Below are 16,767 nucleotides of genomic sequence, written 5' to 3'. Positions count from 1 at the left end.
AAGGAGGTGATAAGTAATTCATATGTTAGATTTAGTGACATAAAACTACTGTTTTCTATTTTTTTGCGCTGGCAGAATAGAAGATGTCGTTGCGGCGGAAATCACGGACTTGCTCTCGAATCTGGGTTTTTAAGGGTTGAAGGAATTGCTGCAGTTGGTCGGAGAGATGCAGGGGATAAGCACAATAAAATTTTTGCTTCAGGCAGACTTCGTCAAGCGGAATGCGCTCGATGGGCACTTCATGATTGCCCGGCCAAAGGGACGAAACGGGCAAAAAGGAACAACCGCTGCCTTGGGCCACCATCTGGCGGATCAGGGAAGACGTATCCACCTCGATAAGTTTGCGGGGGTGCATGCGCAGCGGTTCGAACAAGCGGTTCTCCAGCAATTCGCGCAGCGGCATCTGTCTTTTTAATAGAATGAATGGCACTTCCTGCAGGTAAGTGGACAGGCTGCGGAACCGGGGGAAACCGGGCTGTTTCGGCCCGATGAAGACAAGGGGCTCTTCAAACAGCTTGACCGTCGCCATATGGGGGAGAGGCGCGAAAAGATGGTTGATGAACGCGATGTCCAGCTCGCCGGAGGTGACCCGCAAGGCGAGGTCGAGAGATTCGCCGGTGCTGATTTTCCAAGTGGAAATGGCGTCTTGGTTTTTCGTCGTTTGAACGATGGCGGGCAGCATGACATGGGTCAGCGACTCCACGATACCGATGCTCAAATGGCCATCCATAGGAGAAGGCGCCGCCGTTTGCCGCACTATTTGCTGTCCCACTTCGAGCGCACTGAGGGCGTATTGGGCGTAAAAATAAAATTTGCGCCCCGCCTCCGTCAGGAGTGCGCCCGATCGGGTGCGCAGGAAGAGCGGGGCGTTCAGCTCGCTTTCCAGCCCGGCGATGCGCAAACTGACGGCGGGTTGGGTCAGGGCGACCGTTTGCGCGCCTTTACGCATGCTTCCGTTTTCGGCTACGGCAATGAATACTTTCAAATCCAGCATGTCCATGAAAGATCCCTCCTCGCTTTTGCGAAAACTTGATGTTAGATTATTTTACATGATTTTCAACAAAGAATCATTAAAAACCGCTGACGAAAGTATCTCTGTTCAAAACGGAATTATCATGGTATAATAAAAAGTCGTTTACCTTATAATTTTATTAATTGAGGATAGACGATTTTTTTTCTGAGGAAATTGTCATAAGAGAGGTGACTTCCCTTGTTGGACCGACTACAATCCCTGGCCGACCGTTACGAGAAGCTGAGCGAACTGCTCTGTGATCCCGACGTGGCGAACGATACCAAAAAGCTGCGGGATTATTCTAAAGAACAATCGGATTTACAGCCGGCTTATGAGGCGTACACCGAATACAAACAGGTCATGGAAGAGCTTGATGCCGCCAAGGTGATGCAGGCGGAGAAGCTGGACGATGAAATGCGCGAAATGGTTAAGCTGGAAATTGAGGATCTTTCCGGACGCCAGCAGGAACTGGAGGAGAAAATCCGGATTCTGCTGCTTCCGAAGGACCCGAATGACGATAAAAACGTGATCGTGGAAATCCGCGGCGCGGCCGGTGGCGACGAAGCGGCGCTGTTTGCGGCCGACCTGTACCGGATGTACACCCGTTTTGCGGATACGCAAGGATGGAAAGTGGACGTGATGGATGCCAATGAAAGTGATCTCGGGGGCTTTAAAGAGGTTATTTTCATGATCAACGGACGCGGCGCGTACAGCAAAATGAAGTACGAAAGCGGCGCGCACCGCGTGCAGCGGATTCCGTCGACGGAGTCCGGCGGGCGGATTCACACGTCGACTTCAACGGTGGCGGTCATGCCGGAGGCCGAGGAAGTCGATATCGAAATTCTCGACAAAGATATCCGCGTCGACACGTTCTGTTCCAGCGGTGCTGGCGGTCAGTCCGTCAACACGACGAAATCGGCTGTTCGGGTAACGCATATCCCGACGGGCATCGTGGCGACCTGTCAGGACGGCAAATCGCAAAACTCCAATAAGGAGAAAGCCCTTCAGGTGCTCCGTGCCCGGATTTCGGACATGATGCGCCAGGAGGAAGAAGCGAAGTACGCCGGCGAACGGAAAAGCAAAGTGGGCACCGGGGACCGCAGCGAGCGGATCCGTACCTATAACTTCCCGCAAAGCCGGGTGACCGATCACCGTATCGGACTTACTTTGCATAAGCTGGATCAGGTGATGAACGGAGAGATTGCGGAAATCGTTTCAGCGCTGACCATTGCGGAACAGGCCGATTTGATGGATAAAGGAGAATAATAGTTTGAACGATAACGGATATGTATTATCTGGAGCGCTCAATATTTCGGAAGCCCGTAAAGAGGCTTCTTCTTTTTTAGCGGCTCGCGGCGTCCAAGAGCCGGATTCCAATGCGGAGCTACTGCTCCGCCATGTTTTGGGCTTGGAAGGCGCGGCATATTTGGCCGCGCTGCGCGATCCGTTCCCGGGCGAGCGGCAAGCCGCCTGGGAGGCAGTGATCCGCCGCAAAGCGGCGGGCGAGCCAGCGCAGTATATCATCGGGGAACAGGGCTTTTACGGCTTGACCTTCAAGGTCACGCCGGATGTGCTGATTCCCCGCCCGGAAACGGAGCTGCTCGTGGAGGCGATCGTCCAGGCGGGCGATCGCCTGTGGCCCGGCGGCGTGCCTGCGGCCGCCGACATCGGCACCGGCAGCGGCGCGATCGCTGCCGCCCTGGCCCACCTGCGCCCATCCTGGCGCATATCGGCGAGTGACATCTCGCCCGGGGCGCTGAACGTGGCGCAGGAAAATGTCCGGCGGCTCGGCCTGGACGTGGCGTTCAAGCAGGGGAACCTGCTTGAACCGTTTGCGGGGGAGCCGCTGGACATCGTGGTCAGCAATCCGCCGTATATACCGGCGGAGACCATCGCGCACCTTCAACCGGAGGTACGCGACTATGAGCCGCGCGGCGCGCTCGACGGCGGGCCGGACGGGCTCGCGCCCTACCGCGTCATGATGGCGCAGCTGCCTCTACTGCTCCGGCCGCCCCGCTTGATCGGCTTCGAGCTCGGCATGGGGCAGGCCGGCGATGTCGCCGAGTTGCTCCGCCGTACCGGCTGCTGGAGCGAAATCGTCACGATCAAGGATCTCGCCGGTATCGACCGGCATGTGCTTGGCATCGCCTGAACCGGGCGGTGCCTGTTTTTCGGAACAGCGAGGATTTGCTGTTGCAAGTAACGGGAAGCAACATCACGGATAACTCCGCCTTAAACGAGGGTATAAAAGACTGGTGTCAACGTCCAATAGACTTGGACGGGAGAATTCCTATACAATGGAAGGGAAGGTTTTTTGCCTCAAGCATGTAGAGACGAACTTCCTTGGGGAAACAGGATAATGAGGATGGGCGGAGGACAGGGTAATGCTGAACAAATTTAAAAAAATCGACTACACGATCGTGTTCATCCTGCTGCTCCTAATGGGAATCAGCATCGCGGTGCTTTACAGCGCCACTTCGAATACAGCTTACCACGGATATCATATACGAATGGGCATATATTATCTGCTCGGGTTTGCGGCATTTTTTGCCGTTTCCCTGATCGACTTCAGGTTGTTCGTCAAGTATGCCCTTTATATTTATTTGTTCGGGGTCGGGCTGCTCGTCGTTGTTATGTTTGTCGGAAATACGTACCATAACGCCACAGGATGGATCACTTTACCCGGGGAAGTCAGCTTTCAGCCGGCGGAGTTTTTCAAACTGTTGCTTATTTTGTTCTTAGCCTTTATGCTGCTCCGGAAGCGGAAACCGCGGTTGTCGTTTTGGCGGGATGTCGTGCCGATTCTGCTGCTCACGTTTATCCCGTTTCTGATTGTTATGGCGCAAAATGACCTCGGCAACGCCCTCAGCTATCTGGTTATTTTGGCGGGCATGCTCTGGATCGGCAATATAAAATATACGCACGCCCTGATTGCGCTTGCGATTTTCGCCGGGTCCGTCTTTGGCGGAATTACAGCCTACAAGGTTTATCATGATGAAGTGTACGCCTTCTTTCAGGACATTGGACGCGAACACTGGATTGAACGGATCGATCCTTGGCTAGTCCCGGAAAAAGCAACGGAAAAGGCCATCTATCATACGCGCAACGCCAAGCTCGCCATCGCCTCCGGCGGGATGACCGGGGAAGGCTACCTCAAAGGCGAGACCGTCCAGTCGGAACGCGTTCCGCTGACCTATTCCGATTCCATTTTCGTGGTGATCGCCGAAGAATTCGGCTTTCTCGGGAGCTCGGTGCTGCTCTTGCTCTATTTTGTGCTGATTCACAGGCTCATTCTGATCTCGCTGGAATGCCGGGACCGAAGCGGACCGTTCTTGATCGTAGGGATCGTAGCGATGTTCCTTTATCAGATATTCGAGAATATCGGGATGTTTATCGGTCTCATGCCCCTCACCGGAATCACGCTTCCGTTTATCAGTTACGGCGGCACCTCGCTCCTTATCAACATGGCCTGTGTCGGACTGGCGATGAGCATCCGGATTCACGGACATGAAATCGATGAAGAACACAACCAGGTGCCCGCTTCCCGTTACGCCAAACTGAAGTCGCAGAACCGGTAACCATTAACAGAAACGACGATTCCATTGGGAATCGCCGTTTTTTTTGCTGGCGTTATCCGTTGCAATAGCGGATTTCGGATTTGTCCCTGTTTTTTGTCCCCGTTTTGCCGTGTTTATCGTGCCATGGGATCTCTACCGGGGATGTCCTGCCGATGTGCACAAATAGACGAAATGTCTTTCAAAAGGTGGACACTTTTCTGCGAAAGAGATATATTGCTCACCAAGGAGATTTCACTGTATACAGTGGTTGAATTGAGAGTTGTATACTAGATATTGAATTTGTTCTATTCTGGAGGAATTACCTTAACTGTCCCCTTTTGAGTGGACATTTTTTGATGTTTTGTCCATTTGGAGAGTACAGATATTGACCTTTCGTCATTTCTTGATCTTTACCTCTTTTTCAAATTCGTAATAAACTGGCGGAAGTGGAGGGACTGTTATCATTCACCAGATTCACCCTAGACCTAGCATGACCACATGCACATTTCACCGCATACACCGCCGCACGTATAGCGCGACCACACGCATCGTTATCACCAGATATACCGCGGCCTCGCATGATCACATGCATTCCTTTCACCGCATTCACTGGACTTACCGCTAAATACCATACTTATGATATTAACTGAATAGATCGTACTAATCGCATATATCACGCATTTCCTACTATCGTGTATATAGTATTTTTTACTAGAATGATAGGTTTAGGACTCTCTTAACCGGACATACTGATAGACATCAGAGGATGGGGAAGGGAGTAGCGATGATGTCGAGAGGGGATAGAAAGGGAACGGGTAGAACGTTAGCGCTTATTTTTTTTAGTATGATGATATTATTGATGTCCTGGGAGGGGCAAAAAATAGATTCGGCAGCAGCGGAAGGCTTGATTCCGCAGGAATCGATCCGGTTGCGGATTTTAGCCAATTCGGATGGGGCGGGGGATCAGGTTGTTAAGCGCCGTGTCCGTGACGCGGTGGTAGAGCAAATGAACGGCTGGGTAGCGGAGTTGGAGGATCCTCAAAGTCTGGAGGCTGCCCGGCACGTAATTCGGGATCATCTAGGGGAAATTGAGGATAAGGTAGGCGAGACGCTGGCAAGTGGCGGCAAGGAGTATAGCTACAAGGTGGAACTCGCGGTGGTACCTTTTCCGACAAAAATGTACGGAGGCGCGGTCTATCCGGCGGGCGATTATGAAGCGCTGCGCGTCACGCTGGGGGAAGGGAAGGGCAAAAACTGGTGGTGCGTATTGTTCCCGCCATTGTGCTTTGTGGATGCAGGCAGCGGTGATGCGTTGCAAAAGAAGGGGACCAAGGGAAAGGCGACAGAAGAAGCGGGAGGGTCGGAAGGATCGGGCAGTTCGGGCGGTTCTGTGGTGAAGCAAGCAGCAGATTCGAAAGCTTCCGGTGAGGGTTCGGTGAAACCGGCAGCTGCCGGGCAGCAGGGGGCCGGAACGGCTGTTGCATCCGATGCGGTTCAGGTAGAACCGGAAGAGGTGGAGGTCCGCTTCTTTTTATGGGATATGCTGGTGAATTTGTGGGGATGGATCGTTGGATTGTTCTCTTGAGGTTCATAGTTAGTTGTTCATGGTGATATTTCAAAAGCAACCGTACGGGGTGGTGTTCCCGTACGGTCCTTTTAGTTTTGGGCACGATGGATCGAAGGGTCCCCGAAATTGTTCGGGTTTGCGGAAGAGGCAGACAGACTGGTAGGTTACTTAAGTTTGCTGTGGGTGGCTAACCTTAAGTAAGGATTGTTATAATAGAGAGTATCTAAATTGGAAAGTTTGGGATGATGAGCTGTTATGGGATATAAGAGGATGAATGAAAGCGGAGTTGAATATTCGCGGAGCACCCGGTTGTGGGATGTGACCGTTTTGATGGATAGTATTGCGCTTGCTGCGGATGAAACGGACAAGCCGCAGGGGCGGGAAGCCGGGCGGGATGCCGAACGGTCGCTGGCCGAGGCGGGTGCCTTGCTGGCGGCGGGCGGAACGGTAGCGTTCCCGACCGAGACGGTATACGGTCTCGGGGCGGACGCTCGCAACACGGCGGCGGTGGAGGCGATATTTGCCGCCAAGGGGCGGCCATCCGACAATCCGCTGATCGTGCATATTGCCGACGTCAGCGCGCTGGCGGGTCTCGTTACGGAAGTGAACGAGACCGCGCAGGCGCTCATGGAGGCTTTTTGGCCCGGGCCGCTGACGCTGGTGCTGCCCGTGGCCCCCGGCGCCGTCTCGCCTCGCGTGACGGCGGGCCTGGACACCGTGGCCGTGCGGATGCCGGCCCACGGTATTGCGCTGCGGCTCATCGCCGCAGCGGGCTGCCCGGTGGCGGCGCCCAGCGCTAACCGGTCGGGGCGGCCGAGCCCGACGCTGGCGAGCCACGTCGGCGATGATCTGGCCGGCCGCATCGACGGCATCGTCGACGGCGGACCCACCGGGGTGGGCGTGGAGTCGACGGTGGTGGAGGCCGGCGCCGACGGGATCGTGACCGTGCTCCGCCCCGGCGGGATCACGGTCGAAGAGCTCGCCCGCCATGTCGCGGGCGTGCGGTTGGACGCCGCCCTGCAAAGCGGGGGCGGCGTCAGCGAAGCTGACGGCATGCCGGCGCCGCGCTCGCCGGGCATGAAGTACACGCACTATGCGCCCCGCGGGGCGCTGCGTGTCGTGACCGGGCCCGCCCCCGAAGTGGTGGCGGGCGCCATCCAGGCCGAGCTCGACGCGGCCAAGGCGCGCGGGGAGGTCACGGGCGTGCTCGCCTTTGACGAGCACCTCCCGTTCTACCGCGCCGACTGCGTGCTTTCGCTCGGCAGCTTAACGGCGCTGGAGACGGCTGCGCATCGTCTCTACGGGGCGCTCCGCCGCTTTGACGACAGCGGCGTCACCTTTATTATGGCCGAGTCCTGCCCGCAGGAGGGACTCGGCGCCGCCGTGATGAACCGCCTGCTTAAAGCGGCGGGCCAGCAGGTAATTAACGTATAAGGTTCCGCCGAATCGGCGGGTCCTTTTCCAGGAAGGGCGGGGATGGCATGATCTCGATCGGTTTAACCGGATGGGGAGATCACGATGAACTTTATCCGGCCGGAACGCCGGCCAAAGCCAAGCTTGCGCTTTACGCCAGGCATTTTCCGGTCGTTGAGGTCGATAGTTCTTTTTACGCCGTGCTTGAAGAGCGCACTTACCGGCGATGGCTGGAGGAGACGCCTCCTCATTTTACGTTTATCTTGAAAGCGTACCGGGGAATGACCGGACATAATCGGGGCAAAAATCCGTATGGCGGCCCGGGTGAAATGTTCCAGGCTTACCTGGATTCCATACGTCCGGTCGTAGAATCGGGACGGTTAAAGGCCGTGATGTTTCAATTTCCGCCCTGGTTCGATTGCACGACGGACAACATCCGCCGGCTCCGTGCCGTTAGAAAGTGGATGGGCTCTTTGCCGCTGGCCTTGGAATTCCGGAATCAGAGCTGGTATGCCCCGGAGGTGCGGGAAGAAACGCTCTCTTTTATGCGGAGCGAAGGATGGATTCATATTATTTGCGATGAACCGCAAGTCGGGGAAGGCTCGGTTCCCGCGGTTCTGGAACCGACGGATTCCGGGCTTACGATCGTCAGGCTTCATGGACGAAACACCGGAGGCTGGCTGCAGGGAGGTGCTCCCAATTGGCGGGAAGTCCGCAACCTTTACCGGTACAACCGGGAAGAACTGCTGGATTGGCGGGAAAAGCTGGCCGTCCTCGAAAGCAAAGGCACGGAAGAAATCTGCATGATTTTCAATAACAATTCCGGCGGGGACGCCGCTCCGAACGCCGTGGAGATGATGAAGCTTCTAGGCCTCGAAGCGGTGGGTCTGCCGCCGAAACAGATGGATTTGTTCGGGGAGGAAGAGTAGGCCGAAGGGGCGTTGGAATCCTTCCGTTTCCGTTCCGGTTTTCGCTTTACCAATCGCCGGTCTGGCCGGCGCTGTCATACTTCTCGTACGGGGCTTGAGCTTTGGAAATATTTGAAATCGTACTCATCATGCTTGTTTTGATCGGGGTATCGAATGTACTGAACCGGTTCATTCCGTTCGTCCCGGTCCCGCTCTTGCAAATCATACTGGGAACTTTGGTGGCTTTACTGCCGATCGGCATTCATTTGCCGCTGAATTCCGAGTTATTCCTCCTGCTCTTTATCGCCCCGCTGCTCTACAATGACGGCAAACGGACCCCGCGCGAGGAACTGTGGGACTTAAGGGCCCCGATCCTGCTGCTCGCCCTTGGATTGGTGTTCGTCACCGTATTTGCGGGAGGTTATCTGATCCATTGGCTGATCCCGAGCATTCCGCTGCCCGCGGCTTTTGCGCTCGCGGCCATCTTGTCCCCGACGGATGCGGTCGCCGTGAGCGCCTTGGCAGGCAGAATTCATTTGCCTAAAGGCATCATGCGTCTGCTCGAAGGGGAGTCGCTGATGAACGACGCTTCGGGGCTGGTCGCGTTTAAATTCGCGGTGGCGGCCACGGTGACCGGGGTGTTTTCCATCACCGAAGCAACGCTAAGCTTTTTGTGGATCGCGATCGGCGGATTGGTCGTGGGCGCAATCGCTGCCTTTCTTATCGTTTGGCTGCGGATGTTTATCCGCCGGCTCGGCATGGAAGACGTCACGATACATATGTTGATCCAGATTTTGACCCCTTTCGTGATTTATCTGGTGACGGAAGAACTTGGCTTCTCCGGGATCTTGGCCGTTGTGGCGGGCGGGATTGTGCATGCCATTGAGCGGGACCGCAATGAATCGATGCAGGCCGAGCTTCGGATGGTGTCGCAAAATACATGGTCCGTTATTCTTTACATTTTGAACGGTCTCGTATTCGTCATTTTGGGGCTGCAAATTCCCGGCGCGACGGAAACGATATTTCAAAGCCCGGCCTACAGCAATGTGCAGGTGCTGGGATTTATTGGCCTGATTTCTCTAGGCCTGATCGTTCTAAGGTTTATATGGGTATATTTGTTCTGGGAAGGTTCCTGGTTGCTCGGTAGCGGAGAAAATATGGGGAAGCCGAAGCTGATGTCTTCCGTGCTTATTTCTTTATCCGGCGTTCGGGGTGCGGTTACATTGGCCGCGGCTTTCTCCATTCCCTATGTGCTTCAGGACGGAACCCCGTTTCCTGAGCGGGATCTGATCATTTTCCTGGCGGCCGGGGTAATTCTATGCTCGCTAATTATCGCCAGTGTTGTGCTGCCGCTGCTCTCGAAACGACCCGAAGACGGTGCGGATCATGTCGCCGAACGGGAATGTGAAGCCCGCATCTCCATGCTGCAGGCGGGAATCAAGGCGATCAAAGAGGCGACCGTCGAGGAAAATGAAGCAGCGGCGCGATCGGTACTGGGGAGTTACCATCGTCAATTGATCCGGTTGCAAAACGAGCGGGGCCAAGAGTGGTCGGACCGGAGAAGAAACAATGCCGTGATGAAACTGCGGCTTGCCGGACTTCAAGCCGAGCGGCGGGAGATCCAAAGCATGTTGGACCGCGGCGAGATTACTGGTGAATTGGCTTCCAAAATCCAAGAGGTGATGAACCAGATGGAGATGGTCATGTCGGGCCGCTTCAAAATGCAGGTCCTGGTGTCGCTGCTCCGGATTCGCCGCTTGTTCTCGAAACAGTTCTTCAAACACAAAACCGGCGGCCTCCCGGCGGAAGCCATGGAACAGCTTAAAGCCGCAAGGCTCCGGACCTCCATGGCTGCGCTTGAAGCCGTAAAGGCGCAAGCCAATGAAGAGAACCGGCAGGAATCCATTCTGGTTATGGCGCAATATAAGGAAATGATCAAACGTCTTCAGGGACGTTCCGGGATAACCGGTACTATTGAAGATGAGGATATGTTCAACCAGCATAAAAACGAGCTTCGCATTAAAGGGATGCAGGCACAGCGCAACGAGGTGCAGTCGTTATTCGAGCAGGGCGATATCAACTGGACGTCGGCTAACAAGTTAAGGCAATATGTTAACTATTTGGAGGCGGGCATTTTGGAACCCGGCGAGGAAGAATAGAGGACTGCAATACCGGGTTTTGCGCTTGGTCCGTCATGTCATGAATAACTTCTTGTCCGCATATGGTGGTACAAGAAGTATTCGGACATGGAGGAGTGGCGGTATGACAGAGGCATTTGCACGGTTAGGGGAAGTGATGACCATTCTACTGATGGCGATTGCCCTTGGAATGGACGCTTTTTCGCTCGGGGTCGGTATCGGCATGAAAGGGGTACGGCGCAGCGATGCTTTCCGCATCGGGACGGCCGTAGCTCTTTTTCATGTGCTGATGCCGCTGGTCGGGATTTTTGCGGGCCAATATGTGGGAGTTCTGCTCGGGCACCTGGCAAGGTATGTCTCTGGCGGGCTGCTCTTGCTGCTGGGAGCGCACATGATCTTTAGTTCCTTTAAAGGCAGCGGGTTTCAATCGATCAATCACCGTACATTATGGGGGGTTCTTCTGTTTTCGCTGAGCGTCAGCATTGATTCTTTTTCGGTGGGGGTATCTTTGGGGATGTTCCATAGCGATCTGCTAATGACCGTATTGGTTTTTGGCTTTTTTGGCGGCCTGATGTCGATGATGGGGCTTGCCCTGGGGCGAAGCGTCGGCCGGAGTCTCGGCGATTACGGAGAGGCGGCGGGAGGAGCCATCCTGCTTGCGTTTGGCCTCCTGTTTATCTTCTGATACAATAACACTGATTAGAAATACAGGATTCGGCATCCTGGCGGAGGTGATTTAGAAATGAAAATTTTGTTTGTTTGTACGGGCAATACCTGCCGCAGTCCGATGGCGGAAGGCATGATGCGTAAGCTGGCCCGGGGGCGGGGCCTCAATGTGGAGGTGCGCTCTGCCGGAGTGGCAGCGGCTCAAGGAATGCCGATCTCGCATCATGCGGATGCCGTTCTTAAGGAGCAGGGAATCGGGGATCGTATTCTATCGACACCGTTGCATGCGGAACTGGTGGAATGGGCCGATTTGATTCTTGGATTGACAGAAGGGCACAAGCGGCAAATGATCCATGCCTTTCCGGAGGCAGCCGATAAAATATATACGCTTAAAGAATACGCTCAAAATGATCCCGCGGTGTTAGCCGAGAAAGAAGAGTTGCAGCGGCTGGCGGCCGATCTTGAACTGGACCGGGCGCTGGGAAAGAAGCCGGATGAGACGGCGCGGCGTCGATTGAACGAGCTGCTGCAGCGGATGCCGGTTCATGATATTTCCGATCCGTTCGGAGGTTCCCGCGGAGATTATGACCGGGCGGCGGCAGAAATACGTGCCGCGATTGTAAGCCTGTTGGACAAGCTCGAGCAAGAACATTTTGGCGGTTAAGGATTTCGGGGGAATACCCGGTTGCATTTGTCTCACTTATGTTTTATTCTTAAGCTAGCAATGAAGATCCGATGTGACTGGCGACGAAAGTGGATGAAACCACGGTGGAGCATCGGAATATACGGCCGGTCGCCTGGGCAAAGAGCAAGACGCTATTTCGCGTCATGCTCTTTTTTCGTCATAAGTCCGTTTTGATTCCGTTGTGTGTTGCGTTGTTTAGGTTGTTCCAATGAGAGGATCTTTCCGGCAGTGTGGTTTTGCTCGAAGTTTGTCGTTAATATGCCTGCGGTTTTAGGTATAATAAAGATAGTTTTTGACGAGAAAGAGCCATTCTCTGGAGAGAAAGGGGCATGCGAACATGGACATGTCAGAGCCCGGAGAGATCCGGGGACAGGTCGCGGAAATTTTGGAAGAGTTAGCGGAAGCCGCAGGACTGGGGCCAGGGCGGTTGGTGGTTATCGGTGTCAGCACGAGCGAAGTGGCGGGAGCGCGAATCGGCACGGGAGGCGCGGAACATATCGCCGCCGAGCTATTCGACGGCATCGAAGAGGTTCGGCGGAGACGCGGATTCGACTTGGCTTTTCAATGCTGCGAGCATTTGAACCGGGCGCTTGTCGTGGAGCGGCAGGTATTGGAGCGTATGGGGCTTACGGAAGTGGCCGCCGTTCCCGTGCCGAAAGCCGGTGGTTCTATGGCGGCAACCGCTTATAAGCGGTTGATCGAGCCTTGCCTGGCCGAGAGTTTGGAGGCCCATGCCGGGATCGACATCGGCGAGACGCTGATCGGCATGCATTTGCGCCGAGTGGCCGTACCGTTCCGGCCGACCTTGCGATTTGTAGGCAAGGCCCGGGTGAATGCGGCATGGAGCCGCCCGAAGCTGATCGGTGGGGAGCGTGCCGTGTACGCGCTGCCGCAAAGTCAGGATTCGCGGTTATGTGACTAAGTGATTAATTATTTTAGCATAGGAGGACTATGAAACATGGATCAATTGAGAAAGCAAGACCCGGCGGTACTGGAAGCGATGAATTTGGAGCTCAAGCGTCAACGGAACAATATTGAACTGATCGCATCGGAAAATATTGTCAGCGAAGCGGTTATGGAAGCGATGGGCTCCGTGTTGACGAATAAATATGCGGAGGGATATCCCGGTAAACGCTACTATGGCGGCTGCGAGCATGTCGATATCGTGGAAAATATCGCCCGCGACCGTGCGAAGGAACTGTTTGGCGCCGAACATGCCAACGTACAGCCTCACTCCGGCGCACAAGCCAACCTGGCTGTTTATCTGACGGCCTTGAAGCCTGGAGATACCGTTCTCGGGATGAACCTGGCCCATGGCGGTCACCTTACGCACGGCAGCCCGGTAAATGCTTCCGGTTTGTTTTATAACTTCGTAGCTTACGGAGTTCAGGAAGATTCGTTCCTCATCGATTATGACGAAGTGCGCAAAGCTGCTTTCAAACATCGTCCTAAGATGATCGTTGCTGGAGCCAGTGCTTATCCGCGCATCATCGATTTTGAAAAACTTGCCTCCATCGCTAACGACGTAGGCGCGCTGTTCATGGTCGATATGGCTCATATCGCCGGCCTCGTTGCCGCAGGCCTGCACCCGAATCCGGTGCCGCATGCGCACTTCGTAACGACGACGACGCACAAAACGCTGCGCGGACCGCGCGGCGGCATGATTCTGTGCCGTCAGCCATGGGCCGCAGCTATCGACAAGGCCGTGTTCCCTGGAACGCAAGGCGGCCCGTTGATGCATGTCATTGCTTCCAAAGCCGTTGCTCTGGGCGAGGCTTTGGAACCTTCATTCAAAACTTATGCGGAAAACGTCGTGAAAAACGCCAAGGTATTGGCGGAAACCTTGGTTTCCGAAGGTTTGAACCTGGTGTCCGGCGGTACGGACAACCACCTGATGCTCATCGATACCCGCAATTTGAACATCACGGGTAAGGACGCCGAGCATGTGCTTGATTCCATCGGCATCACCGTGAACAAGAACGCCATTCCGTTCGACCCTACCAGCCCGTTCGTGACCAGCGGTATCCGCATCGGTACGCCGGCGGTAACTTCCCGCGGAATGGATCAGGAAGCGATGAAGGCGATCGGCCAAGTCATCGCGCTGGTTCTGAAGAACGCCAAGGATGAAGCGACCCTGGCCAAAGCCCGTCAACAAGTGGTCGAATTGACCGATAAATTCCCGATCTATCCTGAACTCAGCTACGAGTAATTTATAGACTAGTTAAACCGCCCGCAGTGATCTGCGGGCGGTTTTTTGTGTTTCTGACTCTGTCAAAGACGGGAACTAAAGAATACGCGAATTCCCCTGTCCCGTCCCTCATTTTTCACATACGATATCGTATACAGGAATTGGTATATCCCTCAGGTGAAAATGATATGCCCGCTGCCGGAAGAGACAGGGGCGGAGGAGGTGTTGCAATGGGTTACCTTTACACGGCCATAGGGGATTCATTGACGACGGGCGCGGGAGCCTGGCTGAGCGGAGGATTTGCGCCCATCTATCGGCGGATGGCGGAAAGCCGACTCCGTACCCGGGTAGATTATGAAAACTTGGGCGTCAACGGAATGACCTCGCAAAAGCTACTGGCGGCGGTACAGGGGGATTCGCGCTTTCGGGCGGCGCTTCGGCAGGCCGACATCATCACCGTGTCCATTGGCGCAAATGATCTCAGGCCCTATGCCAGAGCCATTGCCGAAGGTTCAGGTTCGCGGGCTTCCCAAATTCCGCAAGCGCTGAACCGCACGAAAGGGAATGTGCGGCAAATCGTATATAACTTGTATCAGATCAAATCACCGCAGCGGAAGCCATTCATCATCCGGATGGTAGGCGTGTACAATCCTTTTCCCAACATAAGGGAGGCGGGGGTTTATGCGCGCCAGTACAATGCGTTTCTCACTACGCTGGGTGGACCGAATTATCGTGTGGCAAACATTTACTCGGCGTTCGAGGGAAACGAAAGGGAATTACTCTTTCTGGACCGGGTTCACCCGAACAGCCGAGGTTATCGCGTCATTGCACAGGGGCTGGATCGGCTCGGCTACTTGCCATTGCAATAGATGGGGCCAAACCATTTAGAAGGCCGACCAGCCCTTGCTGGCTGGCCTTTTTAAGGATTTTGCCAGTGGTTTGTTTTGGAATTCGTATAAACACTTCAAAAAAAAGTAATTGACACCAATAAGAAGGAGGATATAATTAAGGCAAATGGTAACATATAACATCTAAGGATCAAATCACCTCTTGATACATATTAAATGAGATTATTTTGCTCGTTTGAGCAAACGCTTGCATTCCGATTTTTGTGGCTGGAAATGTTTCCTCTACCTACTTAGCTGTAACTTAGTAAATTCACTAATATATTTACACACTCCAAGGACTTGAAGTAGCGTCATTTATTTTCAAAAATACAAACGATTGCACAGTTGATCGATTATCAGGTTGAACTGTTAATACGAAAACAGGAGATGAGATTTTGATGGAAGTATCTGTTTGTTTCCAAGTGTTTGTAAGCGCTCTATTTGCAGTATCTGCTGCAGCTAAACTCAGCAAATTGTCATCGTTCAGAGACACATTAAGGCAGCTTAGAATTACGCCCTTATGGGCAAGAAATGTTGCAGTAGCTATCCCCCTACTCGAATTGGCCGTTTGCGTGCTATTGCTGTTCCCAATAACGTTACGGTATGGCGCAGTGCTTGCTCTACTTTTGCTCAGCTCTTTTGGGTGGGCAGCCTGGAGAGCCAAAGGCAGAATAGTAACCTATCAGTGGTTCGGCGGACTTCTATCGGAAAGGTTTGGTACGGGGCTGCATACACGGCATCTTATCCTGTTCCTCTTAAACATTTATCTCCTTGTCGCACCGTTCTCTTCTAAGCTGGTATCGGCTTCTTTTATAGAAGTAACTGCGGTGGTTTTCTCCTCCCTGGGGATTGTGGCCGTTTACGCCTTGGGGTTAACGCTGAGACAGTACCATAGGCTTTATCAGGAATAGCAAAATTATCTGACTATAAGGAAGTGAAACGGCATGCCGGACATATTTGATATCTCGTATTTGCTTTTATGGGTCATCGTTATTTTGATCTCTTACGGTGTAATCGTCATTTTAAAGAGTGCCATTGCAACCAGAAGTATGCTTTATGAACAGCAAGAGGGTTTGCCTGAGGGGGTAGAGTTCCCTCTTAACGACCGTATCCCCATGGATGGAAAGGCTCTCAGCCTTACGGATCATGGCAAGCTAGGTACGCTTATATTTTTAACCTCATCCCAATGCCTGGCTTGCAAAAAGCTATACTCGGTCATTAATGAGGTGCAGAAGAAAATGCCTGTGTATCAGTATTTATTCATGATGTCCGGTCCGGAGGACGAGGTAAACGCAGCCATAAAACTATATGAGCTTCAAGTTCCGATTATTCATGTGGAGAATTTTAAGGATCTGCAAACGCCCTTCGTTCCGTTTGGATACTATGTCTCCCCGGATGGGTTGATAAAGGCGAAGGGAATAATAAACAACGAAGGACATCTACAAGCGTTGGTCAAGCATGGGGAAGAGCGGGTATCGGCATAGGTGGAGGACTGGTTGAACCTCTGTTCATCAATATGCGGAATCTTTAAAATCTTTTTACTTAAGTTAGCTAGGGCGATCTTGCCTTAACTATATAAATGAATATCTTGAAAGGAGGTGAAAAAAATGTGTTCAGGATCTTATTTGTATCAGTATTGTCAGACGGTGGTCCAAGGTTGCTCTAGTACTAATAACAAGCAACTGTGTAACTATTATTCAAGTGGTTGTTCTACTTGTGTTTGTTCTTCATCATGTTAATTACGTG

15 protein-coding genes and 1 riboswitch are annotated in these 16,767 nt (G+C 53.5%); of the genes, 14 read left to right on the top strand and 1 reads right to left on the bottom strand.

Annotated elements, in window-relative coordinates:
- Positions 1 to 55: 55 nt before the first annotated feature.
- Positions 56 to 1,000, bottom strand: a complete 945-nt coding sequence (locus DFP94_RS15060; RefSeq protein ID WP_114497296.1) for a LysR family transcriptional regulator — start codon at positions 998 to 1,000, stop codon at positions 56 to 58.
- A gap of 210 nt (positions 1,001 to 1,210) precedes the next feature.
- Here DFP94_RS15060 and prfA point away from each other — a divergent pair, with 210 nt between their 5' ends.
- From prfA to DFP94_RS14990, 14 genes are all read left to right on the top strand, one after another.
- Complete coding sequence (prfA, locus tag DFP94_RS15055) at positions 1,211 to 2,278, top strand: peptide chain release factor 1 (protein ID WP_114497295.1); 1,068 nt, start codon at positions 1,211 to 1,213, stop codon at positions 2,276 to 2,278.
- A gap of 4 nt (positions 2,279 to 2,282) precedes the next feature.
- Positions 2,283 to 3,164 carry a peptide chain release factor N(5)-glutamine methyltransferase gene (prmC, locus tag DFP94_RS15050; RefSeq protein ID WP_114497294.1) on the top strand — a complete coding sequence of 294 codons (882 nt, stop codon included), beginning with the start codon at positions 2,283 to 2,285 and terminating at the stop codon, positions 3,162 to 3,164.
- 232 nt (positions 3,165 to 3,396) lie between these two features.
- Positions 3,397 to 4,590: an FtsW/RodA/SpoVE family cell cycle protein gene (locus DFP94_RS15045; RefSeq protein WP_114497293.1), complete on the top strand. Its 1,194-nt coding sequence runs from the start codon at positions 3,397 to 3,399 to the stop codon at positions 4,588 to 4,590.
- Between the two features lie 763 nt (positions 4,591 to 5,353).
- Positions 5,354 to 6,154: a stage II sporulation protein R gene (gene spoIIR, locus DFP94_RS15040; RefSeq protein WP_114497292.1), complete on the top strand. Its 801-nt coding sequence runs from the start codon at positions 5,354 to 5,356 to the stop codon at positions 6,152 to 6,154.
- 252 nt (positions 6,155 to 6,406) lie between these two features.
- Complete coding sequence (locus tag DFP94_RS15035; protein WP_245954842.1) at positions 6,407 to 7,570, top strand: L-threonylcarbamoyladenylate synthase; 1,164 nt, start codon at positions 6,407 to 6,409, stop codon at positions 7,568 to 7,570.
- A gap of 47 nt (positions 7,571 to 7,617) precedes the next feature.
- A complete protein-coding gene (locus DFP94_RS15030) occupies positions 7,618 to 8,478 on the top strand; it encodes a DUF72 domain-containing protein (RefSeq protein ID WP_114497290.1) in 861 nt (286 codons plus the stop codon).
- A 101-nt stretch (positions 8,479 to 8,579) separates the two neighbouring features.
- A complete protein-coding gene (locus DFP94_RS15025) occupies positions 8,580 to 10,616 on the top strand; it encodes a Na+/H+ antiporter (protein WP_114497289.1) in 2,037 nt (678 codons plus the stop codon).
- 103 nt (positions 10,617 to 10,719) lie between these two features.
- Positions 10,720 to 11,280 carry a manganese efflux pump MntP gene (locus DFP94_RS15020; RefSeq protein WP_114497288.1) on the top strand — a complete coding sequence of 187 codons (561 nt, stop codon included), beginning with the start codon at positions 10,720 to 10,722 and terminating at the stop codon, positions 11,278 to 11,280.
- 57 nt (positions 11,281 to 11,337) lie between these two features.
- On the top strand, positions 11,338 to 11,925 hold the full coding sequence (locus tag DFP94_RS15015) for a low molecular weight protein arginine phosphatase (RefSeq protein WP_114497287.1): 588 nt from the start codon (positions 11,338 to 11,340) through the stop codon (positions 11,923 to 11,925).
- Between the two features lie 63 nt (positions 11,926 to 11,988).
- Positions 11,989 to 12,071: riboswitch (ZMP/ZTP riboswitch) on the top strand.
- 212 nt (positions 12,072 to 12,283) lie between these two features.
- The gene (locus DFP94_RS15010) at positions 12,284 to 12,868 is read left to right on the top strand and encodes a TIGR01440 family protein (protein ID WP_114497286.1); all 585 of its coding nucleotides are present in this window, start codon (positions 12,284 to 12,286) and stop codon (positions 12,866 to 12,868) included.
- Positions 12,869 to 12,904: 36 nt separating this feature from the next.
- Positions 12,905 to 14,155, top strand: a complete 1,251-nt coding sequence (gene glyA, locus DFP94_RS15005) for a serine hydroxymethyltransferase (protein WP_114497285.1) — start codon at positions 12,905 to 12,907, stop codon at positions 14,153 to 14,155.
- A 209-nt stretch (positions 14,156 to 14,364) separates the two neighbouring features.
- Positions 14,365 to 15,003 (top strand): SGNH/GDSL hydrolase family protein, encoded by a 639-nt coding sequence (locus DFP94_RS15000; RefSeq protein ID WP_114497284.1) that lies wholly within the window; start codon positions 14,365 to 14,367, stop codon positions 15,001 to 15,003.
- A gap of 416 nt (positions 15,004 to 15,419) precedes the next feature.
- Positions 15,420 to 15,932: a MauE/DoxX family redox-associated membrane protein gene (locus DFP94_RS14995; protein WP_114497283.1), complete on the top strand. Its 513-nt coding sequence runs from the start codon at positions 15,420 to 15,422 to the stop codon at positions 15,930 to 15,932.
- A 33-nt stretch (positions 15,933 to 15,965) separates the two neighbouring features.
- Positions 15,966 to 16,505, top strand: coding sequence for a thioredoxin domain-containing protein (locus DFP94_RS14990; protein ID WP_114497282.1), 540 nt, complete (start codon positions 15,966 to 15,968; stop codon positions 16,503 to 16,505).
- Positions 16,506 to 16,767 lie beyond the last annotated feature (262 nt).

Source organism: Fontibacillus phaseoli (genome assembly GCF_003337355.1).
In the GTDB taxonomy this organism is placed as follows: Bacteria; Bacillota; Bacilli; order Paenibacillales; family Paenibacillaceae; genus Fontibacillus; species Fontibacillus phaseoli.
This window is presented reverse-complemented; position numbering and strand designations above follow the sequence as displayed.